At 69.1% G+C, this 22,040-nt stretch carries 21 protein-coding genes and 4 tRNA genes; 13 read left to right on the plus strand and 12 right to left on the minus strand.

What is annotated here, in order from left to right:
- Nucleotides 1–20 precede the first annotated feature (20 nt).
- Both ACFWXQ_RS22240 and ACFWXQ_RS22245 read left to right on the plus strand, forming a co-directional pair.
- A tRNA-Asp gene (locus ACFWXQ_RS22240) sits at nt 21–95 on the plus strand.
- Between the two features lie 252 nt (nt 96–347).
- Entirely contained in the window at nt 348–539 is a 192-nt protein-coding gene (locus ACFWXQ_RS22245) for a DUF6274 family protein (protein ID WP_200396847.1), read from the plus strand.
- 518 nt (nt 540–1,057) lie between these two features.
- Here ACFWXQ_RS22245 and bldC read toward each other — a convergent pair.
- Nucleotides 1,058–1,264: a developmental transcriptional regulator BldC gene (bldC, locus tag ACFWXQ_RS22250; RefSeq protein ID WP_027749187.1), complete on the minus strand. Its 207-nt coding sequence runs from the start codon at nt 1,262–1,264 to the stop codon at nt 1,058–1,060.
- A 574-nt stretch (nt 1,265–1,838) separates the two neighbouring features.
- A complete protein-coding gene (locus ACFWXQ_RS22255) occupies nt 1,839–2,714 on the minus strand; it encodes a hypothetical protein (protein WP_383937688.1) in 876 nt (291 codons plus the stop codon).
- A 233-nt stretch (nt 2,715–2,947) separates the two neighbouring features.
- On the opposite strand from ACFWXQ_RS22255, the gene ACFWXQ_RS22260 reads away from it, so the two are divergent.
- Nucleotides 2,948–4,045: a Leu/Phe/Val dehydrogenase gene (locus ACFWXQ_RS22260; protein ID WP_383937686.1), complete on the plus strand. Its 1,098-nt coding sequence runs from the start codon at nt 2,948–2,950 to the stop codon at nt 4,043–4,045.
- 302 nt (nt 4,046–4,347) lie between these two features.
- Nucleotides 4,348–4,599, plus strand: coding sequence for a DUF3073 domain-containing protein (locus ACFWXQ_RS22265; RefSeq protein WP_055613827.1), 252 nt, complete (start codon nt 4,348–4,350; stop codon nt 4,597–4,599).
- A gap of 176 nt (nt 4,600–4,775) precedes the next feature.
- On the opposite strand, the gene purM is transcribed toward ACFWXQ_RS22265, so the two are convergent.
- The 5 genes from purM to ACFWXQ_RS22290 all read right to left on the minus strand — a co-directional run bounded on the left by purM (nt 4,776) and on the right by ACFWXQ_RS22290 (nt 10,162).
- On the minus strand, nt 4,776–5,846 hold the full coding sequence (gene purM / locus ACFWXQ_RS22270) for a phosphoribosylformylglycinamidine cyclo-ligase (RefSeq protein WP_383937684.1): 1,071 nt from the start codon (nt 5,844–5,846) through the stop codon (nt 4,776–4,778).
- Between the two features lie 52 nt (nt 5,847–5,898).
- Complete coding sequence (gene purF / locus ACFWXQ_RS22275) at nt 5,899–7,425, minus strand: amidophosphoribosyltransferase (RefSeq protein ID WP_383396684.1); 1,527 nt, start codon at nt 7,423–7,425, stop codon at nt 5,899–5,901.
- 62 nt (nt 7,426–7,487) lie between these two features.
- Entirely contained in the window at nt 7,488–8,348 is an 861-nt protein-coding gene (locus ACFWXQ_RS22280; protein WP_383937682.1) for an META domain-containing protein, read from the minus strand.
- 109 nt (nt 8,349–8,457) lie between these two features.
- The gene (locus ACFWXQ_RS22285; RefSeq protein ID WP_383937680.1) at nt 8,458–9,258 is read right to left on the minus strand and encodes a sterol carrier family protein; all 801 of its coding nucleotides are present in this window, start codon (nt 9,256–9,258) and stop codon (nt 8,458–8,460) included.
- A gap of 10 nt (nt 9,259–9,268) precedes the next feature.
- Nucleotides 9,269–10,162 (minus strand): M23 family metallopeptidase, encoded by an 894-nt coding sequence (locus tag ACFWXQ_RS22290; RefSeq protein ID WP_383937678.1) that lies wholly within the window; start codon nt 10,160–10,162, stop codon nt 9,269–9,271.
- Nucleotides 10,163–10,283: 121 nt separating this feature from the next.
- On the opposite strand from ACFWXQ_RS22290, the gene ACFWXQ_RS22295 reads away from it, so the two are divergent.
- Nucleotides 10,284–10,868 carry a Uma2 family endonuclease gene (locus ACFWXQ_RS22295; RefSeq protein WP_383937676.1) on the plus strand — a complete coding sequence of 195 codons (585 nt, stop codon included), beginning with the start codon at nt 10,284–10,286 and terminating at the stop codon, nt 10,866–10,868.
- Nucleotides 10,869–10,922: 54 nt separating this feature from the next.
- On the opposite strand, the gene purL is transcribed toward ACFWXQ_RS22295, so the two are convergent.
- Genes purL through purS form a run of 3 tightly spaced genes read right to left on the minus strand, consistent with a single transcriptional unit; the run spans nt 10,923 to nt 14,142 of the window.
- Nucleotides 10,923–13,181, minus strand: a complete 2,259-nt coding sequence (gene purL, locus ACFWXQ_RS22300; protein ID WP_383937674.1) for a phosphoribosylformylglycinamidine synthase subunit PurL — start codon at nt 13,179–13,181, stop codon at nt 10,923–10,925.
- The gene (gene purQ, locus ACFWXQ_RS22305) at nt 13,178–13,882 is read right to left on the minus strand and encodes a phosphoribosylformylglycinamidine synthase subunit PurQ (protein WP_383937673.1); all 705 of its coding nucleotides are present in this window, start codon (nt 13,880–13,882) and stop codon (nt 13,178–13,180) included. The genes purL and purQ overlap by 4 nt, the downstream gene beginning before the upstream one ends.
- Nucleotides 13,879–14,142, minus strand: a complete 264-nt coding sequence (purS, locus tag ACFWXQ_RS22310) for a phosphoribosylformylglycinamidine synthase subunit PurS (RefSeq protein ID WP_055613836.1) — start codon at nt 14,140–14,142, stop codon at nt 13,879–13,881. The genes purQ and purS overlap by 4 nt, the downstream gene beginning before the upstream one ends.
- Nucleotides 14,143–14,512: 370 nt before the next feature.
- Between purS and ACFWXQ_RS22315 the strand changes: the two genes are divergently transcribed.
- From ACFWXQ_RS22315 to ACFWXQ_RS22350, 8 genes are all read left to right on the plus strand, one after another.
- The gene (locus ACFWXQ_RS22315; protein WP_055613837.1) at nt 14,513–14,830 is read left to right on the plus strand and encodes an Lsr2 family protein; all 318 of its coding nucleotides are present in this window, start codon (nt 14,513–14,515) and stop codon (nt 14,828–14,830) included.
- 203 nt (nt 14,831–15,033) lie between these two features.
- Nucleotides 15,034–15,105: transfer RNA gene (locus ACFWXQ_RS22320), tRNA-Gly, on the plus strand.
- An 81-nt stretch (nt 15,106–15,186) separates the two neighbouring features.
- A tRNA-Gly gene (locus tag ACFWXQ_RS22325) sits at nt 15,187–15,262 on the plus strand.
- 149 nt (nt 15,263–15,411) lie between these two features.
- On the plus strand, nt 15,412–16,374 hold the full coding sequence (locus ACFWXQ_RS22330; RefSeq protein WP_383937671.1) for an ABC transporter ATP-binding protein: 963 nt from the start codon (nt 15,412–15,414) through the stop codon (nt 16,372–16,374).
- A complete protein-coding gene (locus ACFWXQ_RS22335) occupies nt 16,371–17,177 on the plus strand; it encodes an ABC transporter permease (protein ID WP_383937670.1) in 807 nt (268 codons plus the stop codon). Before ACFWXQ_RS22330 ends, ACFWXQ_RS22335 begins: the two co-directional genes overlap by 4 nt.
- Before the next feature lie 35 nt (nt 17,178–17,212).
- The gene (locus ACFWXQ_RS22340; RefSeq protein ID WP_383937668.1) at nt 17,213–18,529 is read left to right on the plus strand and encodes a sensor histidine kinase; all 1,317 of its coding nucleotides are present in this window, start codon (nt 17,213–17,215) and stop codon (nt 18,527–18,529) included.
- On the plus strand, nt 18,526–19,146 hold the full coding sequence (locus ACFWXQ_RS22345; protein ID WP_383937666.1) for a response regulator: 621 nt from the start codon (nt 18,526–18,528) through the stop codon (nt 19,144–19,146). Before ACFWXQ_RS22340 ends, ACFWXQ_RS22345 begins: the two co-directional genes overlap by 4 nt.
- A gap of 23 nt (nt 19,147–19,169) precedes the next feature.
- Nucleotides 19,170–19,242, plus strand: a tRNA-Gly gene (locus ACFWXQ_RS22350).
- 89 nt (nt 19,243–19,331) lie between these two features.
- Here the strand turns inward: ACFWXQ_RS22350 and ACFWXQ_RS22355 are convergent.
- Nucleotides 19,332–20,231 (minus strand): phosphoribosylaminoimidazolesuccinocarboxamide synthase, encoded by a 900-nt coding sequence (locus tag ACFWXQ_RS22355; protein WP_383937664.1) that lies wholly within the window; start codon nt 20,229–20,231, stop codon nt 19,332–19,334.
- Between the two features lie 128 nt (nt 20,232–20,359).
- Nucleotides 20,360–21,904 (minus strand): N,N-dimethylformamidase beta subunit family domain-containing protein, encoded by a 1,545-nt coding sequence (locus ACFWXQ_RS22360; RefSeq protein WP_383937662.1) that lies wholly within the window; start codon nt 21,902–21,904, stop codon nt 20,360–20,362.
- Nucleotides 21,905–22,040: the final 136 nt, after the last annotated feature.

Consider the following 22,040-nt stretch of genomic DNA (forward strand, 5'->3'; position numbering starts at 1 on the left):
AGATCCGCACTGCGAAACCAGGTCCTGTGGAGCAGTTTGGAGTGCTCGCCACCCTGTCAAGGTGGAGGCCGCGGGTTCAAATCCCGTCAGGACCGCATCAGATGAGTGGGCCCGCATCCTAAACCGGATGCGGGCCCACTGTCATTCCCACGGCGTCAAGGGCGCCCCTCAGGGGCGCGGGGAACTGCGCGACAAGCCCCCACGGACCGGCACCCGCACACCACACCCCACCACCCGAACCCCACAAGCCCCGCACAGCACACCGCGGGCTTGACGCCGTCACATTCCCCCAGTACCTAGAAACCAGGGCCCAAGACACCCCACCGCACACCCCACCGGAGGTGACCATGGCGGCGACCGCTCGACATGAGACGCGAGCCCTGCTCCGCGCCCACCTGTCGGCCGCCTCCGGCTACCGCCACCTGACACGGCACTGCCCGATCTGCCACAGACTCCTCCGGCTGGCCTCCGAGAGCGCTCCCTACGACCAGGAGAGCCCCGAGACCCCCTACGAGGACGAGACACCCTCCCCGGCGTGAGCGGACCGCACGACGCGCCCCGCAGCCGACCGCACCCCAACTGCCCCTCGGGCGACGCCAGATGCGCACGGCCCCCTTTAGCGCAGAAACGCCATCCACAACAAGGACCATGGCATGTGACGGGTGTCACCGCATAAGTTTTCAAACCCGCGGAACTTACCCCCCACCTACAACTGGTCAATTTAATATGTGCAATTGCACCCCGCCCCGGGGTCACGCACAGCTGATCCGACAGGTCTCCCCAGACTGCGACAAGGCCGCTCACAGACCGGCCCCGCACCCTGTGCGTACGCCATGACCAGCACATGACCGAACACCGCCGACGGACCATCGGCGCACAAAAAAGATCGCACTGGACCCGGCGGAGTCCAGCGCGATCTACGACGCACCCTTGTTGCTTGTGGTTCTCGCTCGGGCGTGGACCCCGTTGGGGCAGGATCCGCGTCGCTTGGAGCTTGGGTTCGGGCAGTCCGACAAGTTAGGGGACCTGCCGAAATGCCCTGCTATGGAGTTGTTGTTCAGACTTCGCTGCGCTGCTGCGGGATGCCCGCGAGCAGGGCACGAACCTCGGCCTCGCGGTAACGGCGATGGCCGCCGAGCGTGCGGATCGAAGTGAGCTTGCCGGCCTTCGCCCACCGCGTCACCGTCTTCGGGTCCACGCGGAACATCGTGGCAACCTCAGCGGGGGTCAGCAGCGGCTCGGCATCAGGGGTGCGAGCGGTCATGAGCGGCCTCCTCGGGAGAACCGAACCTTCTCGGTTCATTCCTCTAAATTCTGCACCTTGACCCGCGTTGCCCGAAATGGCGGATGCGGGTCGAGTCGGTTATAGGACGAACGGCTTGTCCTCGGCACTACAACTACACCATCTGTCCAACCGCGTCGGCCAAACCGATGGAATTGCCCTCCCAGGTGTCCATCGGCGACGGAAGCCAATGGACCATGCCATAGCGGACAGTCACGCCGCTGTGACGATCAGTCACAGGGCGATCAGGAGTCAACAGACCCCCCATAGCGTGCAATGCGGAGATTCCACCCATACGTGGGCAGAAGGAGCCCTCCCCGGACTCCTTGTCCTATTTTGGCATGAGGAGGGGCGTTAGACGCAAGGTCCGCGTTAGTGCCGTCCGTCACGCTTACCCCGTACGACCCGGATAGGGACTTACGTCCTGTCAGAACCCGTGACGCACAGGGACCATCAGTCCCACAGGGCATCTCCCGCCCCGGCGGGCGAACCTCCGACCCCGGTATGCGGACCTCCAGTATGCGGACTCTCCGCTTCAGGGCCACCGAAAGGCGCCTCAGTTCGCCGAGCGACGGTCCCGTACCGAGCGCCACCGCTCCACGAGCCGGCCGTACGCCTCGCCGGCGCCGGGCCCGTCCCCCGTACGCAGCGCCTCGATGCCCTCGGCGACGTCGGCCGCCGAATGGTCGACGTCGAGCTCCCCGGCGGGCAGGACGTGCACCAGCCCGCCGTAGTCGAGCTCCACCAGCGAGCGCGGGTGGAACTCCTCCAGCCAGCGCCCCACGTCCACCAGGCCGTCGATGAGCGGCCCCTCGTCGAGGGCGTCCCGCAGCGTCCGCAGGCCCCGCGCCACCCGCCGCCGGGCCTGCACCATCGGCGTCCGGTAGCGCAGGACGGGCGGGTCCTCCGCCGCCCCCGGGCCATCCCCGGAGCCGGTCGAGCCGGCCCCCTTGTCGTACTCGCGCTCCTCGTCCGACACCAGCACGAACCAGTTCAGCGGGACCTGCCAGGTCGACGTGCGGATCCAGGGCCGGGCGTCGGGGTTGCGGCTCAGCCAGCGCTCGTAGTCCTGGGTCGCCTGATGGCGTACGACCGCCGGGAGCACTGCCTCCAGGACCGGCGCCGGCAGCTCCTCGGCCAGGTCTCCCAGGGCCTGCCAGCCGCGCAGCCGGGTCCGCCAGGGGCACACGCACAGCACGCCGTCCACGTCCGCGACGAACGCGTCGCCGCTCTCGTGCACCGGCACGGGGATCGGCGGGGTGGGCAGCAAGTCGGCCAGCGACCGGCGCAGTTCGTCCTGATAGGAGGGGCGGTCGGGCCGGCGCGCATAGCGGGCCCAGTGGCCGCGCTCCGGCTCCGGGAAGGCCGCGAGCGGTTCGTACACGCGCAGATAGGACGCGTACGGGACGATCAACGAGGACACCTTGGGCACGCTTGCTCCCTCCCCCGCCGACCCGACGGAAAACCCGTGAAACCCGCTCACAGGAGTGCGGGAAAACACTGCAAATCGTCCCACGCCCCATCGTGACCGTACTCCGGGAGAGGGTGATCCTGACCACTGCGCGGATGACGGTCGTGTCCAGGCTCTAATCTCATGCCACACAGACCTCCGCCACCCGTACGGAGGCCGCCCCAACCGCCGCTTCTTCACTGGGAGTCACCACCGTGACCGACGTAACCGGCGCGCCTGCTGATGTACTGCACACCCTGTTCCACTCGGATCAGGGCGGCCATGAGCAAGTCGTGCTCTGCCAGGACCGAGCCAGCGGCCTCAAGGCCGTCATCGCCATCCACTCGACCGCCCTGGGCCCCGCCCTCGGCGGCACGCGCTTCTACCCGTACGCGAGCGAGGCGGAAGCCGTCGTCGACGCGCTGAACCTCTCCCGCGGGATGTCGTACAAGAACGCCATGGCCGGGCTCGACCACGGCGGCGGCAAGGCCGTGATCATCGGGGATCCCGAACAGATCAAGACTGAGGAGCTGCTCCTCGCCTACGGCCGTTTCGTGGCCTCGCTCGGCGGCCGGTACGTCACCGCGTGTGACGTCGGTACGTACGTGGCCGACATGGACGTCGTGGCGCGCGAGTGCCGCTGGACCACCGGACGCTCCCCCGAGAACGGCGGCGCGGGCGACTCGTCCGTCCTGACGGCCTTCGGCGTCTTCCAGGGCATGCGGGCCTCCGCACAGCACCTTTGGGGCGACCCCTCGCTGCGCGGCCGCAGGGTCGGCATCGCGGGCGTGGGCAAGGTAGGGCACCACCTCGTGGAGCATCTGCTGGAGGACGGCGCCGAGGTCGTGATCACGGACGTCAGGCAGGACTCCGTACGGCGAATTCTGGACAGACACCCGTCCGGCGGCGTGACGGCCGTCGCGGACACGGACGCGCTGATCCGGGTCGACGGACTGGACATCTACGCCCCCTGCGCGCTGGGCGGCGCCCTGAACGACGACTCCGTGCCGGTGCTCACCGCGAAGATCGTCTGCGGCGCGGCCAACAACCAGCTGGAGCACGCCGGCGTCGAGAAGGACCTCGCCGACCGCGGGATCCTCTACGCGCCGGACTACGTGGTGAACGCCGGCGGTGTCATCCAGGTCGCCGACGAGCTCCACGGCTTCGACTTCGAGCGGTGCAGGGCGAAGGCCTCGAAGATCTTCGACACCACGCTGGCCATATTCGCACGTGCGAAGGAGGACGGGATTCCGCCGGCCGCCGCAGCCGACCGGATCGCCGAACACCGCATGGCGGAGGCGCGCCGTCCCTGAGGTCCCGGGGACCTGTCCGGGGCGTCTGGCGGGTACCCGTCGGCGGGTGTTGGAGAGAACTCTCACGTTCGTCGGCGGGTCGTTCGCCAAGAAGAGGTTAAAATCGCGGTTGACCAGCGGGGACAGGGCACCCCGAGGGTTCTGGGCTCAGGCGCGTCCTGCGGGCGACGTACCGTATGGGCGTGGGCTCAGGTACCGTGGAAGCCCTACGGACCGGTCTCTCCACGGAGAGCCCGTTCCAGATCATGAACGCGTGTCAAGACTCTGGGGCCGTCGAGCCCCGTATCCGAGGGGGTCGAGCCATGGGGCGCGGCCGGGCAAAGGCCAAGCAGACGAAGGTCGCCCGCCAGCTGAAGTACAGCAGCGGCGGGACTGACCTCTCGCGTCTGGCCAATGAGCTGGGCGCTTCGACTTCGCAACAGCCGCCGAATGGCGAGCCGTTCGAGGACGACGACGAGGAAGACGACCCGTACGCCCAGTACGCGGATCTCTACAACGACGACGAGGACGAGGACGACGAGTCCGGTCCCACGTCTCAACGCCGCGGCGCTTGACGCTCCAGCTGAGCTTGTCTTTCTAGCTGCGTTTTACCCGGTCCGGGTCAGTTGTCGCCGGACCGGGTTTTGCGCGTGGCGCTCCGCTTGGTTGCGGGGTAACCAGGGCGCGTTGTGATCTGCGGGTCCGTTTGGGCTGGTCGCGCAGTTCCCCGCGCCCCTTACGGGGCCCGCCCCTAGCGGGGCGCGTAGTCGTTGATCAGGGCCGCGCCCGTCTCGTGGGTGCCTCGGTCCGTGATCTCGCCTGCCACCCACGCCTCGACGCCTCGGTCGGACAGTGTGGCGAGGGCCACATCCGTGGAGTCCTCGGGGACGATCGCGATCATGCCGACGCCCATGTTGAGGGTCTTTTCCAGTTCCAGGCGGTCGACCTGGCCGGTGGTGCCGACGAGGTCGAAGACCGGGGCCGGGGTCCAGGTGGCGCGGTCGACGATCGCGTGGAGGCCGTCCGGGATCACCCGGGCCAGGTTGGCCGCGAGACCGCCGCCGGTGACGTGCGAGAAGGCGTGTACGTCGGTCGTGCGGGTCAGCGCCAGACAGTCCAGCGAGTAGATCTTGGTGGGCTCCAGGAGCTCCTCGCCGAGCGTGCGGCCGAACTCCGCGACATGCTGGTCGAGCTTCAGCTTGGCGCGGTCGAAGAGGACGTGCCGGACGAGTGAGTACCCGTTCGAGTGAAGGCCTGAGGCCGCCATGGCGATCACCGCGTCACCCGTACGGATACGATCCGCGCCGAGCAGCCGGTCGGCCTCCACGACGCCCGTACCGGCGCCCGCGACGTCGAAGTCGTCCGGGCCGAGGAGCCCGGGGTGCTCGGCCGTCTCGCCGCCCACGAGGGCGCAGCCGGCGAGGACACAGCCCTCGGCGATGCCCTTCACGATGGCCGCCACGCGCTCCGGGTGGACCTTGCCGACGCAGATGTAGTCGGTCATGAAGAGCGGCTCGGCGCCGCACACCACGATGTCGTCCATGACCATCGCGACCAGGTCGTGGCCGATGGTGTCGTACACGCCGAGCTGACGGGCGAGGTCCACCTTCGTGCCCACGCCGTCCGTGGCGGAGGCGAGCAGCGGGCGCTCGTACCGCTTGAGGGCGGAGGCGTCGAAGAGGCCGGCGAAGCCGCCGAGGCCGCCGAGGACCTCGGGGCGCTGCGTCTTCTTCACCCACTCCTTCATGAGTTCGACGGCGCGGTCGCCCGCTTCGATGTCGACGCCCGCAGCTGCGTAGCTGGCACCAGTTGTCTCAGACATGACGGTGAGAACTTTCGTGTCGTACTGCAGGTGAGCAGGTATTACGGGCCGTCTACGGGCGACGGATCGCGTCGGCCGCGGCCGTGGCGGCGGGCCCGGCGGCCAGCTCGGTCTCCAGGAGCTGCTTGCCGAGCAGTTCGGGGTCCGGGAGCGCCATCGGGTACTCGCCGTCGAAGCAGGCACGGCAGAGGTTCGGCTTGTCGATGGTCGTGGCCTCGATCATGCCGTCGATGGAGATGTACGAGAGGGAGTCGGCGCCCAGCGAGGTGCCGATCTCCTCGATCGTCATGCCGTTGGCGATCAGCTCGGCGCGGGTCGCGAAGTCGATGCCGAAGAAGCAGGGCCACTTCACGGGAGGCGAGGAGATCCGGATGTGGACCTCCGCCGCGCCCGCCTCGCGGAGCATCCGGACCAGCGCGCGCTGGGTGTTGCCCCGCACGATCGAGTCGTCGACGACGACCAGGCGCTTGCCCTTGATGACTTCCTTGAGCGGATTCAGCTTCAGACGGATGCCCAGCTGGCGGATGGTCTGTGAAGGCTGGATGAAGGTACGGCCCACATACGCGTTCTTCACCAGACCGGCACCGAACGGGATGCCGGACGCCTCCGCGTAACCGATCGCGGCGGGCGTGCCCGACTCCGGAGTCGCTATGACCAGATCGGCCTCCGCGGGGGCTTCCTTGGCGAGGCGGCGGCCCATCTCGACACGGGAGAGATACACGTTCCGGCCGGCGATGTCCGTGTCCGGACGGGCCAGATACACGTACTCGAAGACACAGCCCTTGGGCTTCGCTTCCGCGAATCGGGACGTCCGCAGGCCGTTCTCGTCGATGGCGACGAACTCGCCCGGCTCGATCTCACGGACGTAGGCGGCGCCGCAGATGTCGAGGGCGGCGGACTCGGAGGCGACGACCCAGCCGCGCTCCAGGCGGCCGAGGACCAGTGGGCGGATGCCCTGTGGGTCACGGGCCGCGTACAGCGTGTGCTCGTCCATGAAGACGAGCGAGAAGGCGCCCTTGATCTGCGGAAGGACCTTCCCGGAGGCCTCTTCGATGGTCAGCGGCTTGCCGTCGTCGTCGACCTGGGCGGCCAGCAGCGCCGTGAGCAGGTCCGTGTCGTTGGTCGCCGCCACACGCGGGGTGCGGCCCTCCTGCTTGGGCAGGTCGGCGACCATCTCGGCGAGCTCGGCCGTGTTGACCAGGTTGCCGTTGTGGCCGAGCGCGATGGAGCCGTGCGCGGTGGCACGGAAGGTGGGCTGGGCGTTCTCCCAGGTGGACGCGCCGGTGGTCGAGTAGCGGGCGTGACCGACCGCGATATGACCGAGGAGCGAACCGAGAGACGCCTCGTCGAAGACCTGGGACACGAGCCCCATGTCCTTGAAGACAAGGATCTGGGAGCCGTTGCTGACCGCGATTCCCGCGGATTCCTGGCCTCGATGCTGGAGGGCGTAGAGCCCGAAGTAAGTGAGCTTGGCGACCTCTTCACCGGGAGCCCAGACTCCGAAGACGCCGCAAGCGTCCTGGGGTCCTTTCTCGCCGGGGAGCAGATCATGACTGAGTCGACCGTCACCACGTGGCACGCCACCGAGTGTAGGCGAGATCGACCACTGGTCCGAATTGGGGATCCAGCGGCCCTAATGGATCACTTCGCGGCGACCGCTTCGACGCCCGGGCCGTTTTCGCTGGTCAGCGTGAGCGTGCTGCCCTTCAGCTGGTATTTCACGGTGCCGCCGAAGAGCTTCAGGAGGGTCTTCTCGGTGTCCATGAGTGAGGCGGAGCACATCTTCCGGGTGGTGCCCGGCGCGCCCAGAGTGATAGTGCCGTCGCCGACCGTCGCCTTCGCGGTCACCTTGTTGCAGCCGAGCTGACCGCGGACGGTGCCGTCCTTGTCGAAGGTGAGGTGGACCTTGCCCTCGGCCTCGGAGGCCAGGGCCACGCCCGATTCGCCCTTCGCCGCGCCCTTCTTCATCGCGGTGACGTTCCACTGGGTGCCGTAGAGCTCGGCCGGCTTGTCGGCGGTGAGGTTCACGGTGTACCCGTCCTCGGTGGTGAGCGTCAGCTTGTCGTCGTCGACCACGACCTTGGCGGTGCTGCCGGAGATCGCGCCGCCGAGCTGCGACTCGAAGTCCATCGCCCCCTCGGCCGTACAGGCCTTCTTGGTCTTGATGGCGTCGTCGCCGATCTTGATCGTGTCGCCCTTGATCTCCACGGTGGCCCCGAAGGAGTTGCAGCCGTAGTTGCCGCCCACCTTGCCGTCCTTGCCGAACTCGATGTGGGCGCCGGCCGGGGCGTCCCGCGTCTTGCCGTCGGCCGTCACGCTCTCGACGTTCCACTGCTTGCCGGTGATCCCGGTGGCCTGCCTGGTGCCGACAGAACCGGAACCGGATTTGTCACTGCCGCTTTCCGTTCCGCAGGCGGCGGTGGCGAGGAGTCCGGTGACGGCCAGGGCACTGAGGCCGACCCGCGGGCTGAGGGCGCTGAGGTTGAGACGCTGCGTGTGCATGCCGCTTTGACGGGACGGGTGGGGTGCTTGGTTCCCTCGCTGGATAACGGCCGCGCAACGCCCCGCCCGTGGCCCCGGTGCCGGGTCGGCGCCGGGGCGGGCGTCGACGTCAGCGCATAAGGGGAAGCAGTCCGCCCAGGTCTGCACGTTCCCCGCTGGCGCTGACCTTCGCGTCGCCGACGGCCGTCTTCCACTCCATGCGCCCGGTCGCGAGCCGGATCCACGTCAGCGGGTCGGTCTCGACGACGTTCGGCGGGGTGCCGCGGGTGTGACGCGGACCCTCCACGCACTGCACGACCGCGTAGGGCGGTACGCGCACCTCGGTGGAGGCGCCGGGGGCCTTCGCGGCGAGCGCGTCGGCGAGGAGACGGGTGCAGGCGGCGAGGGCCTGGCGGTCGTACGGAACGTCGAGCCCCGGGACGGCCGCGTTGAGATCGTCGGTGTGGACAACCAGCTCCACCGTGCGGGTGACCAGATAGTCGGCGAGGGTCATCACTCCCACGCGTGTGACCAGCAGCCGTCCGTCCCGGGCGCCCGGGAGGCGTTCGGAGAAACGGGCCAGGGTGCGCTCGCACAACGCGTCGAGGTCCGGCTCGGCGGCGGCGAGCGCGTGCACGTCGTCGTCGACCTCCTCCGCGCGCGGAGCCGTGGTGAACGGCCAGTCGAGCAGGGCGAGCCTGGGCTGCCCGGCGGGCTCGTCCTTGTCCAGGCCCCGGCTCACCGCCTCCAGCGCCATCGTGAGATGCCCGGCCAGCTCCCGTACGGTCCAGTCGCCGAGCCGCGTCGGCCCGGCCAACTGCTCGGGGGTCAGGCCGCGCACCGCCTCCCGCACGTTCCCGAACTGGGCGAGCACCGCCGCGCGGGTCTTCGCCGGGTCGTAGGTACGGGTGCGCTTCTTGGCCGGGGGCATGGCGGCGAGCCTATGTGCTCCGCTGGGAGGGGGGTACTTCGTCTGCGGGTCGGTCGTGGCTGGTCGCGCCGTTCCCCGCGCCCCCTTGGGGCGCTGCTGTGAACGTCTCCTCGTTGGCCGGGACTCCGATTTCGGTCCAGGTGAAGGGGATTCCGCGGGCCGCGTCGAGGTCCGCGGTGTCCATCAACTGGAAGTGCACGTGCGGCTCGGTGGAGTTGCCCGAGTTGCCGCAGCGGGCGATCTGCTGTCCCGCGCGTATCCGGTCGCCCGGCTTGATCGTGAGAGAGCCCCGCCTCACGTGGGCGTACATCGCGTACACCCCGTCGCCGAGGTCGAGCACGATGCGGTTGCCGGTGATCCAGGGGGCGCCGCCGAGCCCCCTGACCGTCCCCTCGACGAGCAGCAAGTAGGCGATCCCCGGAAGGGAGTTGCGGCTGAGGTGATCGCGCATCCAGTCGGACGCGTGCACGACGGTGGCGTCGGCCACGGCGAACAGCGGTTCGTCGAAGGCGGGAAAGGCACGGCTGCGGCGGGCTACCGGCCAGAGCCTGGCGAAGGCGGGGCGGCTGTTCTCCGATGCGGCGGGCTCGGCGACGATGTCGATCGCGTACGTCTGCCCGTACGCGTGCGTGCCGTGGCTGGGGACCTTGGTGGCCGGACTGTTCATGGCGGACCAGCGGCCCCTGACGGGCGGCTCCACCTCGACCGGCGGATGGTCGAGGGCCTCACGCCGGGGCCCGGTCCGGCTCACGAACATCCAGAGCGGGAAGGTGACCAGCAGCGGGAGGAGTGCCCACCCCGGGCCGAATGGGTAACCGGGAAGAAAGACGTCCCACAGGACCAGGGCGAAGCCGGTCGGCAGGAGTACCCGGTACAGAATCATCACGGTCTTGCGGACGGACATGGTTCCCCCAAGGGCAGGCGAAGGCGAAGGAGTCGTCACCCATGAGTGTGATCGACTGCGAAAAGCACACCTCACCGCCTGCTCTGGCCAACACTGGCGTTCGCCTGGAAGGGGGTGCAACATGACGGTTATGGCCGAGCGCACGTCTCAGATGTCGGTGGAGGAGTTCGAAACAATCGCCTCCGCCGCTCCCGAGACCGTCACGTTGGAGTTCATCGACGGACGGATCGGAGTCAAGCCCGTGACGGACGGGGACCACAACACCATCGTGACCTGGCTGGCCCGACGCTGTATGCAGACCAGGCCCGACCTGGACCTGTATCAGGGCCAGGGGCTCCGGGTGGTTACGTATCGGGAGGGCAGGGCCAAGCCGGACGCTGTGATCGCGCCAGAAGCCCACTTCGCGGGTCACGGCGAGTGGGCCGACCCCGACGGGGCTCTCATGGTCGTCGAGGTCACCTCGTACGACTCGGACACCGACCGGCGGGACCGGCACGAGAAGCCGGCGGCATACGGCCAGTCCGGAATCCCTCTGTACCTCCTGATCGACCGGGACTCCTGCACCATCACGCTGCACAGCGCACCGGACCGGGCGATCGGTGGCTACCGCGACATCCACACCGCGAAGTTCGGCGAGAAAGTGCTCCTCCCCGATCCGATCGGCATCGAGCTCGACACGGAGATCCTCAAGAACTACGTGCGATGAGCGTCGTCGAGGTCCCGCCCGGTGTCGGACGGGACCTCGGCTTCGTACAACCGCTTACGCCAGCAGCGCCGGGATCGTCCCCTCGTGTGCCACGCGGAGTTCCGCCAGGGAGAGGGTGAACTCGCCCTGGACCTCGACCTCTTCGCCGTCGACGACACCGATGCGGGTGACGGGCAGGCCGCGCGCCCCGCACATGTCGTTGAAGCGGAGCTCCTCGGAGCGCGGGATCGCGACGATCGCGCGGCCCGCGGACTCGGAGAAGAGGAAGGTGAACGCGTCGAGCCCGTCCGGTACGACGAGACGCGCGCCCTTCCTGCCGAGCAGCGCCGACTCGACCACGGCCTGGATCAGACCGCCGTCGGACAGGTCGTGCGCGGCGTCGATCATGCCGTCGCGGGAGGCAGAGATCAGGATCTCGGCGAGCAGCCGCTCACGCTCCAGGTCCACCTGCGGGGGCAGTCCGCCGAGGTGGTCGTGGACGACCTGCGACCAGGCCGAACCGCCGAACTCCTCGCGGGTGTCGCCGAGGAGGTAGAGCAGCTGCCCCTCCTCCTTGAAGGCGACCGGTGTGCGGCGGGCGACATCGTCGATGACACCCAGCACGGCCACGACCGGCGTCGGGTGGATCGCCACCTCGCCCGTCTGGTTGTAGAGCGAGACGTTGCCGCCGGTCACCGGGGTGCCCAACTGCTGGCAGGCGTCGGCCAGTCCGCGGATGGCCTCCGCGAACTGCCACATGACGGCCGGGTCCTCGGGCGAACCGAAGTTCAGGCAGTCGGAGACGGCGAGCGGCTTGGCACCGGTCGTCGCCACGTTCCGGTACGCCTCGGCCAGGGCCAACTGGGCGCCGTGGTACGGGTCCAGCTTGGTGTACCGGCCGTTGCCGTCCGTGGCGATCGCGACACCGAGGCCGGACTCCTCGTCGATGCGGATCATGCCCGAGTCCTCGGGCTGGGCGAGCACGGTGTTGCCCTGCACGAAGTGGTCGTACTGGCTGGTGATCCAGGACTTGGAGGCCTGGTTCGGGGAGGAGACCAGCTGGAGGACCTGGTCCTTCAGCTCCTCCGAAGTGGCGGGCCTGGCCAGCTTGTTGGCGTCGTCCGCCTGAAGCGCGTCCTGCCACTCCGGGCGGGCGTACGGCCGCTCGTAGACCGGGCCGTCGTGCGCGACCGTGCGCGGGTCGACGTCGACGATCTTGCCGCCGTGCCAGAAGATCTCGAGACGGTCGCCGTCGGTGACCTCACCGATCACCGTGGCGATGACATCCCACTTGTCGCAGATCTCCAGGAACCGGGCCACCTTCTCCGGCTCGACGACCGCGCACATGCGCTCCTGCGACTCGCTCATGAGGATTTCCTCGGGAGACAGAGTCGAGTCGCGCAGGGGTACGTCGTCCAGCGTCACGCGCATGCCGCCGGAGCCGTTGGACGCCAACTCGCTGGTGGCGCAGGACAGTCCGGCAGCTCCCAGGTCCTGGATGCCGACGACCAGCTTCTCGGCGAAGGCCTCCAGGGTGCACTCGATGAGGAGCTTCTCCTGGAAGGGGTCGCCGACCTGGACGGCGGGGCGCTTGGAGGGCTTGGCGTCGTCGAAGGTCTCGCTCGCGAGGATCGAGGCGCCGCCGATGCCGTCGCCGCCCGTGCGGGCCCCGTACAGGATGACCTTGTTGCCGGAGCCGGAAGCCTTCGCGAGGTGGATGTCCTCGTGCCGCATGACACCGATGGCACCGGCGTTGACCAGCGGGTTCCCCTGGTAGCAGGAGTCGAAGACGACCTCGCCGCCGATGTTGGGCAGGCCCAGGCAGTTGCCGTAGCCGCCGATGCCGGCGACGACACCCGGGAGTACGCGCTTGGTGTCCGGGTGGTCCGCCGCACCGAAACGGAGGGGGTCCACGACGGCGACCGGGCGGGCGCCCATCGCGATGATGTCGCGCACGATGCCGCCGACTCCCGTGGCCGCGCCCTGGTAGGGCTCGACGTAGGAGGGGTGGTTGTGCGACTCGACCTTGAAGGTGACCGCGTAGCCCTGGCCGACGTCGACGACGCCCGCGTTCTCGCCGATCCCGACGAGGAGGGCGTCCGACTGGGGGGCCTTCTCGCCGAACTGGCGGAGATGGACCTTCGAGGACTTGTAGCTGCAGTGCTCGGACCACATGACCGAGTACATGGCGAGTTCGGCGCCGGTCGGGCGGCGGCCGAGGATCTCCACGACCCGCTCGTACTCGTCTTTCTTCAGGCCCAGTTCGGCCCAGGGCAGCTCGACGTCGGGGGTCTCGGCCGCGTGCTCGACCGTGTCCAGAGGCGTCCGGCTCATGCGTTGACCAGCTTCTTGAGGATCGAGGTGAAGAAGGGGAGGCCGTCGGTGCGGCCGGACCCGATGAGGGGCTCGACGGCATGCTCGGGGTGCGGCATGAGGCCTACGACGTTCCCGGCCTCGTTGGTGATGCCCGCGATGTCCCGCAGGCTGCCGTTGGGGTTGCCGTATCCATCAGCGGCTTCGCCGCGGGCCACGTACCGGAAGGCGACTCGGCCCTCCGCCTCCAGCATGTCGAGGGTGCGCTCGTCGGCGACGTACCGACCGTCCATGTTCTTCAGCGGGATGTGGATCTCCTGGCCGGACTCGTAGTCGGCGGTCCAGGACGTCTCCGCGTTCTCCACCCGCAGCTTCTGGTCACGGCAGATGAAGTGCAGGTGGTCGTTGCCGAGCATCCCGCCCGGGAGGAGATGGGCCTCGGTGAGGATCTGGAAGCCGTTGCAGATGCCGAGCACCGGCATTCCCGACTTCGCCTGCTCAATCACGGTCTCCATCACCGGCGAGAAGCGCGAGATCGCTCCCGCGCGCAGATAGTCGCCGTACGAGAAACCGCCGGGCAGCACCACGGCGTCGACCTGCTTGAGGTCCTTGTCCTTGTGCCAGAGAGCGACGGCTTCGGCACCGGCGAGCCTGATCGCGCGCTGGGTGTCCCGGTCGTCGAGGCTTCCCGGGAAAGTGACGACGCCAATACGAGCGGTCACTTTCCTGCCTCCGCGACTTCCTCGACCTTGACGGTGAAGTCCTCGATCACGGTGTTGGCGAGGAAGGATTCGGCGAGTTCATGGATGCGGGCGAGGGCGGCTTCGTCCACCGGTCCGTCCACTTCCAGTTCGAATCGCTTTCCCTGACGAACGTCGGCGATGCCTTCGAAACCGAGACGCGGCAGTGCACGCTGCACCGCCTGGCCCTGGGGGTCGAGGATCTCCGGCTTGAGCATGACGTCGACTACGACGCGTGCCACTGGCACTCCCGGTGTGTGGTGCTGAGCAGGTTCGTTCAGACTACCCGTACAAAATTTCTACGCGGGTAGATTCGTAGGAAACTACGTGATGGCCATCACGATTCCGCATCGAGACGCTATCGACCGGGGATGCAGGGGCTACCTTCACGAAAAATCCTGGGAAAGATCCGGATCAGGACCCGGTCTCCTATTGCCTTGAGACACGCCAAGAGATTTAGTCGAGCTTCACATTGGATTGCCGGGCACTGTACAAAGGAATTGGCAATAGCCGATACTTTGCCCAATCGCCCATAAAAACAGCCGGACAGTCGGCATCTCCGCACGTCATCACGTGTCGTTGGAGAGGTGCCGCACGAAGGGACCGATATTCGTGGCGCAGCGTGTCGTAGTCACTCTCTTCGACGACATCGACGGCTCGGAAGCGGCGGAAACGATCGCCTTCGGTCTGGACGGCAAGTCGTACGAGATCGACCTGAATCAAGCCAATGCCAAGAAACTGCGTAAGGCGTTGGAGCCGTACCTGGAGGCCGGCCGCAAGCGGTCTCGGTCCGGCAAGGCGTACCGGCAGACGGCCGTTGCGCCCGATCCTGCCGCCGTTCGGGCGTGGGCGCAGTCGCACAAGATGGAGGTGCCGGCTCGGGGGCGGATTCCCAAGCGGGTCTATGAGGCGTTCAGCGCTGCGCAGTGACCGCCCGGCGGAGGTGTGGCTTCCGCATGTTGGTGGGTGGGTGCGGGTTCGCTTGGGCTGGTCGCGCAGTTCCCCGCGCCCCTGACGGGGCCGGGCCCCCCATCCAGCCCTGGGAGCAGCCGACTTGCGTAGTACCCCTGCTGATCAGCTAGAGTCTGGAGCACGCCGAGGGGCAAGGCCGAAAGGCCCGGTCCCGGAGTCACGCGGGTGTAGTTCAGTAGTAGAACATCCCCCTTCCAGGGGGAAGGCGCAGTGTGCAATTCCTGTCACCCGCTCTGCACTGCCGGTCTGGTCAGCGTTTTCGATCAGGTAGGCTGGTGCCTGCGCCGGTCGGTGAGAGCCGGTCGGAGGCAAATGCGGACGTAGCTCAGTTGGTAGAGCGCAACCTTGCCAAGGTTGAGGTCGCCAGTTCGAACCTGGTCGTCCGCTCCAGTAAGTAAGGCCCCGGTCATCACGATCGGGGCCTTTCTCGTGTGCCGGGGCCGTCTCTCCGACCTCCGGAGGGCCCCTCTGACATTTGTCATGTGCAGCGGTGACAGCGCGCACTGCTCCGGGCCGTCGGCGGCGGGGAGGCTGGTCTCATGAACACGAACGAGCACGTGATTGAGGTCACGGATCTACGACGTGTGTACGGGGGAGAGTTCGAGGCGGTCCGGGGGGTGTCCTTCTCCGTCGGCCGCGGGGAGCTGTTCGCGCTCCTCGGGACCAACGGCGCGGGCAAGACCTCCACCGTCGAACTCCTCGAAGGGCTCGCACCGCCGTCCGGCGGCCAGGTGCGCGTCCTCGGCCACGATCCGTACACCGAACGCGCCAAGGTGCGCCCGCACATCGGCGTCATGCTCCAGGAGGGCGGCTTCTCTTCCGAGCTGACCGTCGCGGAGACCGTACAGATGTGGGCGGGCTGCACGAGCGGGGCCCGGCCGGGGCGCGAGGCGCTGGCGCTGGTCGGCCTGTCGCGCCGGGCCGACGTACGCGTGAAGCAGTTGTCCGGGGGCGAGAAGCGGCGCCTCGACCTGGCGTGCGCGATCCTCGGGCGGCCCGAGGTGCTCTTCCTGGACGAGCCGACGACCGGACTCGACGCCGAAGGGCGCCAGGAGACCTGGGAGTTGGTGCGCGAGCTGCGCGAGACGGGCACCACCGTGGTGCTGACCACGCACTACCTGGAGGAGGCGGAAGGGCTCGCCGACCGGCTCGCGATCCTGCACGCCGGGCACATCGCCGTCACCGGTACCCCGGCCGAGGTGACCGCCTCCCAGCCGTCCCGGATCTCCTTCGAGCTGCCCGCCGGCTACTTCCCCGGCGATCTGCCGCCGCTCGCCTCGCTCGGGATCACCGGCCACGAGATGGAGGGCCGGACGATCCGGCTGCGGACGCTGGAGCTGCAGCGGGCCGCCACCGAGCTCCTCGTGTGGGCCCAGCGGGCAGGGGTCGAGCTGCGGGGGCTCGATGTCCGGTCGGGGTCGCTGGAGGAGGCGTTCCTGCGGATAGCCCGTGAGGCGTCGCAGACGTCGCAGATGACGGCGGAGAAGGAGCGTGTGGCATGAGCGCGGAGACTGTGACCAACACCGCACAGGCCGGTCCGACCGCGACCGCCGCACGGCGGATGACGGCCCTCGCGCGGGCCGAACTGACGCTGCTCGGCCGCAGCAAGGCCACCTTCTTCGCGGCCCTGTTCGTGCCGCTGATCATGCCGTTGAGCCTTCGCGGGGCGGTCGAGGACATGGACCTGGCCGAGGCGGGGCTCTCGGTCGGCTCGGTCATCCTGCCGTCCGCCATCGGCTTCTCCCTGCTCTTCGCCGTCTACAGCTCGCTGGTGAGCGTCTACGCCGCCCGGCGTGAGGAGCTGGTGCTCAAGCGGCTGCGCACCGGGGAGCTGCGGGACGTGGAGATCCTGGCGGGTGCCGCGCTGCCGTCGGTCCTGATCGGCCTCGTGCAGTGCGTGGTCCTGACGATCGCGTGCGCGGCGCTCCTCGACGTGGGCGCGCCCGAGGCACCGCACCTCGCCGTGCTGGGCCTGCTGTTGGGACTCGCCATGTGGCCCGCCATCGCGGCCGTCGTCGCGAGCTTCAGCAGGAGCCTGGAGGGCGCCCAGGTCGCGGCGATGCCGTTGCTGCTCGTGTCCATGATGGGTTCCGGCACCTTCATACCGTTCGAGCTCATGCCCGACCGGCTCGCCACCGTCTGCGAACTGCTGCCGCTGTCCCCGGTGATCACCCTGATCCGCGGCGGCTGGACCGGAGACCTCGGCGCGTACGACACCCTGGGCGCCATCGCCACAGCGGTGGCCTGGCTCGTGCTGTCGGTGTTTGCTGTACGGCGGTGGTTCCGCTGGGAACCGCGACACTGAGACGGCCGGGAACGACGACGAAAGCGGAGGCGGGTATGCGCGGGCCTGGGGCCTGGTGGCGGGCTCAGAGCACGCCGGCGAAGGTCGAGACGTACACCCGTTGGTCCTTCCACATCTTCGCGCTGGTCGAGGTGAGCACGGTCGGGCTGCCGGCCTTCGGCCAGGTGGGGGCGCCGCTCGTCCTCTGGCTGTTCCCGCCGCTGATCGTGCACGCCGTGCTGGGGTCGGTGACCTCGTCACGGGCGATCGACTGGACGTGCGGCCGCCGTGAGCAGCCCGTCCGGCTGATCGCGGCGCTCGGTGTCCTGACCGCGCTGCTCGGGATCGGCGCGCTCGCCGTCTCCGAGCACGGGCCGTCCGGCGAGAACATCGACACCGCGGCGGGCACGTTCTTCGTCGTGGTGGTGCCCTTCGGGATCGGCATGATGGCGCTCGGGATGCGTCGACGGCGACTGCTGGCACTGCTGAGCGGATTCGTCGCGGGTACCTGGGCCGCCGCGTTCCTGATCGGACGGCCGGCGGCCACCGCGGCCGCCACCGCGCTCGCGGTGCTGCTCATCGCCGGGTTCCTCTGCTTCACCTCCATGTTCTCGGTGTGGTTGCTGAACGCCGTGCTCGAACTCGACACGGCCCGCGAGACCCGTACCCGCCTCGCCGTCGCCGAGGAGCGGCTGCGCTTCGGGCGGGACCTGCACGACGTGATGGGCCGCAACCTCGCGGTGATCGCCCTGAAGAGCGAGCTGGCGGTCCAGCTCGCCCGGCGCGAACGGCCCGAGGCCGTGGAGCAGATGATCGAGGTACAGCGGATCGCCCGCGAGTCCCAGAAGGAGGTCCGCGAGGTCGTACGCGGCTACCGCGAGGTCGACCTCGGCGTCGAACTCCTGGGCGCGCAGGGCGTGCTGACCGCGGCCGGAGTCGAGTGCACGGTGACCGGATCCGCGTCGGAGCTGCCGTCCGCGGTCCAGTCGGCGCTCGGCTGGGTCGTACGGGAGGCGACCACGAACGTGCTGCGGCACGGGGACGCGGGGCACTGCCGGGTGTCACTGGGGGTGAAGGGGACCCGCGTGGTCCTGACCGTGGAGAACGACGGGGTGGAGAGGGACAGGGTGCCGAGTACGCCCAGCACCAAGGGGTCCGGCCTCGCCGGGCTGCGGGAGCGGTTGTCGGCGGTGGACGGGACGCTGGAGGCGGGGCCGGTCGACGGTGACCGGTTCCGGGTGGTGGCCGAGGTTCCGCTGCCCCCGACGGCCACCTCCTCGTCTCCCGCGTCGGGGCCGCCGTCCACGTCACCACCGCCGTCCTCTTCCCCGTCCCCCACTCCGCGCCCCATGAACGAAGAGGTCGCCCCATGACCCCCGTACGACCCATCCGGCTGCTGCTCGCCGACGACGAGCACCTCATCCGGGGGGCGCTCGCCGCGCTGCTCGGGCTTGAGGAGGACCTGCTCGTGGTGGCGGAGGCGGCCAGTGGGCCCGAGGCGCTGGCGATGGCCCGGGCCCACGAACCCGACGTGGCGGTACTGGATCTCCAGATGCCCGGGGCGGACGGTGTGAGGGTGGCCACATCGCTGCGGGCCGAACTGCCCGCCTGCCGGGTGCTGATCGTGACCAGTCACGGGCGGCCGGGGCATCTGAAGCGGGCGCTTGCGGCGGGTGTGCGCGGGTTCGTCCCGAAGACCGTCAGCGCGCAGCGGCTCGCGGAGATCATCCGTACCGTCCATGCCGGAAACCGTTACGTCGACCCGGAGTTGGCCGCCGACGCGATCTCCTCCGGGGACTCGCCGCTGACCGCGCGCGAGGCGGAGGTGCTGGAACTGGCCGCCGACGGGGCGCCCGTCGCGGAGATCGCCGAGCGGGCCGCGCTGTCGCAGGGGACCGTACGGAACTATCTGTCGTCGGCCGTCTCCAAGCTGGGGGTGGAGAACCGGCACTCGGCAGTGCGTCTCGCGCGGGAGCGAGGTTGGGTATAGTTGCTCTCGCGCCACGGCGCACTGCGGACGTAGCTCAGTTGGTAGAGCGCAACCTTGCCAAGGTTGAGGTCGCCAGTTCGAACCTGGTCGTCCGCTCCGGTAAGCAGTAATGAGAAGGGCCCCGGTCATCGCGACCAGGGCCCTTTCTCGTACGTGTACGTGTACGTGCGTGTACGCGTGCTCGCTTAGCTCCAGGTGGTGCCCGTGAGGCGTTCGTACGCCTCCACGTACTTGGCGCGGGTGGCGTCCACGACCTGCTGGGGCAGGGCGGGCGGCGGGCGCTCGCTCTTGCGGTCCCAGCCGGACTCGGCGGACGTCAGCCAGTCACGGACGAACTGCTTGTCGAACGAGGGCTGCGCGCGGCCCGGCTCCCACTGGTCCGCGGGCCAGAAGCGGGAGGAGTCCGGGGTAAGCACCTCGTCGGCGACGACGAGCGTCTCGCCGTCGAAGCCGAACTCGAACTTCGTGTCCGCGAGGATGATCCCGCGCTCGCGCGCGATGTCACGGCCCCGGCCGTAGACGGCGAGCGTCGCCTGGCGCAGCTGGGCCGCGGTGTCCGCGCCGACCTGGCGGGCGACCTCCTCGTACGAGACGTTCTCGTCGTGCTCGCCGACGGCGGCCTTGGTGGCCGGGGTGAAGATCGGGGCGGGCAGCTCCGAGCCGTCGCTCAGGCCCTCGGGGAGGGCGAGACCGCAGACGGTACGGGTCTGGTCGTACTCCACGAGACCCGAGCCGGTGAGATAGCCGCGGGCCACGCACTCGACCGGGGCCATCCGCAGCGACTTGCAGACCAGGGTGCGGCCCGCCCAGTCGGCGGGGGCGCCGGGCGGGAGGTCGGTACCGAGGACGTGGTTCGGCATCAGGTCGGCGATCTGGTCGAACCACCAGAGCGAGAGCTGCGTCAGGACGCTGCCCTTGTCGGGGATCTCCGTGGGCAGCACCCAGTCGAAGGCGGAGATGCGGTCGCTGGCGACCATCACGAGGTCGCCCGCCTCGTTCTGGTACAGGTCACGCACCTTGCCGGTGTGCAGATGCACCAGACCCGGCACCTCGACGGGCTCGGGCTTTTCTACGAATCCGGACACGGTTCCTCCCCGTCTTTCTGGCCAACTGGGTCGATTCTCCCGTACGGGAGGAACCGGCCCGGCCAGGGGTCGGGTGTGAGGGTTCTCCACGGGCTCGGTTCTGAAGGTTTTCCACCGGCTCAACGGGCTCAGTCGCGTTTGCAGATGCGGTCCAGGAGGTTGGCCGTGGCGCGCTGGACGCGGGTGTCGATGTGGCCCGGTCGGTCCAGGGCCGGGGACCAGGCGAAGGTGCCAGCCGCGAAGACGAGGGCGCCGGAGGGGGCGCGGTAGAGGGACGTCTCCTGGTGGCGGATGGCTCCCTCGGTGTCCCGGTAGGGGGAGTGGGAGAGGAGGATGCGGCCCTGGTGCTCGGGGAGCGTGATGCGCGGGAAGTAGCGGTCGGCCTCGCCCGCGACCATGCCTTCCAGTTCGTCGCCCTCGTGGGCGCCGGTCGCCTCCCACAGCCAGTGGTCGGCGTTGCGGACGACCAGGGGGTGCGCCTCAGGGACCCGGCCCGCGTACTGGACGCCCAGGAGTTCCTGCTCGGGGCGGTCGACCTCGCGCCACAGTGCGGGTTTGCCCGGGCCGCGGCGTTTTCGGCAGGTGAGCAGGCGGTCGGGGACGCCGGACGGGGACGGGCCCAGCTCCGCCTGCCAGTACATGGTGTTGGCGGAGAGGAAGACGAGGGACGTGCCGTGCTCGCGGGCGACCTCCACGGTCCGGCGCATGGTCGTCGACCAGTACTCGTCGTGGCCCGGGAAGACCAGGCCGCGGTAACGGGTGGGGTCGACGCGGCCGGCGTGCAGATCGCGGGCGTCGGCGTACGCGAGGTCGTAGCCGTAGCGCTCGGCCCAGCGGATGAAGTCGTAGGCGTGGCCGACGTGGAGGGGGAGGCCCGCGCCCGCGTACGGACGGTCGAACGACACCGTCGTGGCGGCCTCGGTCTCGCCGAGCAGCCGGCCGTGGTCGTCCCACGCGTGGTACAGGCTCGCGCCCGTGCGGCCGTCCTCCGGATAGAGGTTGTACGCCTGCCAGGTGATGTCCGGGAGGAGGAGCAGCAGGTCGGCGGGGTGGTTGTCGCGGACCGTGAACGGGATGTGGGAGCGGTAGCCGTCGTCGGTGGTCAGCACGGCCACGTACGCGCCGATGCTCCAGTACGTCGGGATCTGCAGCCGCCAGGAGAGCCACCAGTGGTGGCAGGAGACCGTGCGGTCCGCGGTGAGCGGGGGCGGCTGGACGATGCCGGGGAGGCGGGGGCTGGTGGTGATCTTGCTGGCGCCGTCGCCGCCGTAGTGACCGATGCGGTAGATGTCCACGCTGAACTGCTGTGGCGGGTCGACCGTGATGTGGAAGTCGATCGCCTCGCCCGGGGCGGCCGCGCCGGTGGAGGCGAAGCCCTTGATCTGCCGGTGGACGTCGTCCGCCGTGCGGGGGCCTCCGGCGGTCTGGCGGGGGGTGGGGACACGTGGGCCCGTGGTTCCCTGCTGGTTGCGGTTGCGTCCGCCGTCGCCGTCGCGGGGGGATGCCGTGCCGGGGGACGGGGCCTGGTCCACGTACCAGGGGACGACGTGGCCCGTGTCGTCGAAGTAGTTCTCACTGCCGCGCAGCCAGGGGACGGGGCCCTGTCCGAAGGGGTCCGTGACGGCATGCGCCAGCGCTCCCGACTCCCACCGGCGAATCTGCTCCGACCCCATACCGCGTTCCCTCCCTCGTGCCCCCGTCAGCCCCTGCCGGCCTTTACAGGCCCCTGCCTTGTCAATGAGCGGTCCCAGCACATCACATTACGCACGCGCGTCGTCACCGTTCGTCGCGAATTGCCTCCGGCGGTTG

The organism is Streptomyces sp. NPDC058697 (assembly GCF_042715345.1).
GTDB lineage: Bacteria > Actinomycetota > Actinomycetes > Streptomycetales > Streptomycetaceae > Streptomyces > Streptomyces liliifuscus.

Bases quoted from the DNA above. Each gene is read 5' to 3' on its own strand.
- ACFWXQ_RS22280 (WP_383937682.1), bottom strand. From the start codon at position 8,348: ATGCACACGCAGCGTCTCAACCTCAGCGCCCTCAGCCCGCGGGTCGGC.
- ACFWXQ_RS22265 (WP_055613827.1), top strand. From the start codon at position 4,348: ATGGGGCGCGGCCGGGCAAAGGCCAAGCAGACGAAGGTCGCCCGCCAG.
- bldC (WP_027749187.1), bottom strand. From the start codon at position 1,264: ATGACCGCTCGCACCCCTGATGCCGAGCCGCTGCTGACCCCCGCTGAG.
- ACFWXQ_RS22340 (WP_383937668.1), top strand. From the start codon at position 17,213: ATGCGCGGGCCTGGGGCCTGGTGGCGGGCTCAGAGCACGCCGGCGAAG.
- ACFWXQ_RS22285 (WP_383937680.1), bottom strand. From the start codon at position 9,258: ATGCCCCCGGCCAAGAAGCGCACCCGTACCTACGACCCGGCGAAGACC.
- ACFWXQ_RS22330 (WP_383937671.1), top strand. From the start codon at position 15,412: ATGAACACGAACGAGCACGTGATTGAGGTCACGGATCTACGACGTGTG.
- ACFWXQ_RS22295 (WP_383937676.1), top strand. From the start codon at position 10,284: ATGACGGTTATGGCCGAGCGCACGTCTCAGATGTCGGTGGAGGAGTTC.
- ACFWXQ_RS22345 (WP_383937666.1), top strand. From the start codon at position 18,526: ATGACCCCCGTACGACCCATCCGGCTGCTGCTCGCCGACGACGAGCAC.
- ACFWXQ_RS22360 (WP_383937662.1), bottom strand. From the start codon at position 21,904: ATGGGGTCGGAGCAGATTCGCCGGTGGGAGTCGGGAGCGCTGGCGCAT.
- ACFWXQ_RS22335 (WP_383937670.1), top strand. From the start codon at position 16,371: ATGAGCGCGGAGACTGTGACCAACACCGCACAGGCCGGTCCGACCGCG.
- ACFWXQ_RS22245 (WP_200396847.1), top strand. From the start codon at position 348: ATGGCGGCGACCGCTCGACATGAGACGCGAGCCCTGCTCCGCGCCCAC.
- ACFWXQ_RS22290 (WP_383937678.1), bottom strand. From the start codon at position 10,162: ATGTCCGTCCGCAAGACCGTGATGATTCTGTACCGGGTACTCCTGCCG.
- purM (WP_383937684.1), bottom strand. From the start codon at position 5,846: ATGTCTGAGACAACTGGTGCCAGCTACGCAGCTGCGGGCGTCGACATC.
- purL (WP_383937674.1), bottom strand. From the start codon at position 13,181: ATGAGCCGGACGCCTCTGGACACGGTCGAGCACGCGGCCGAGACCCCC.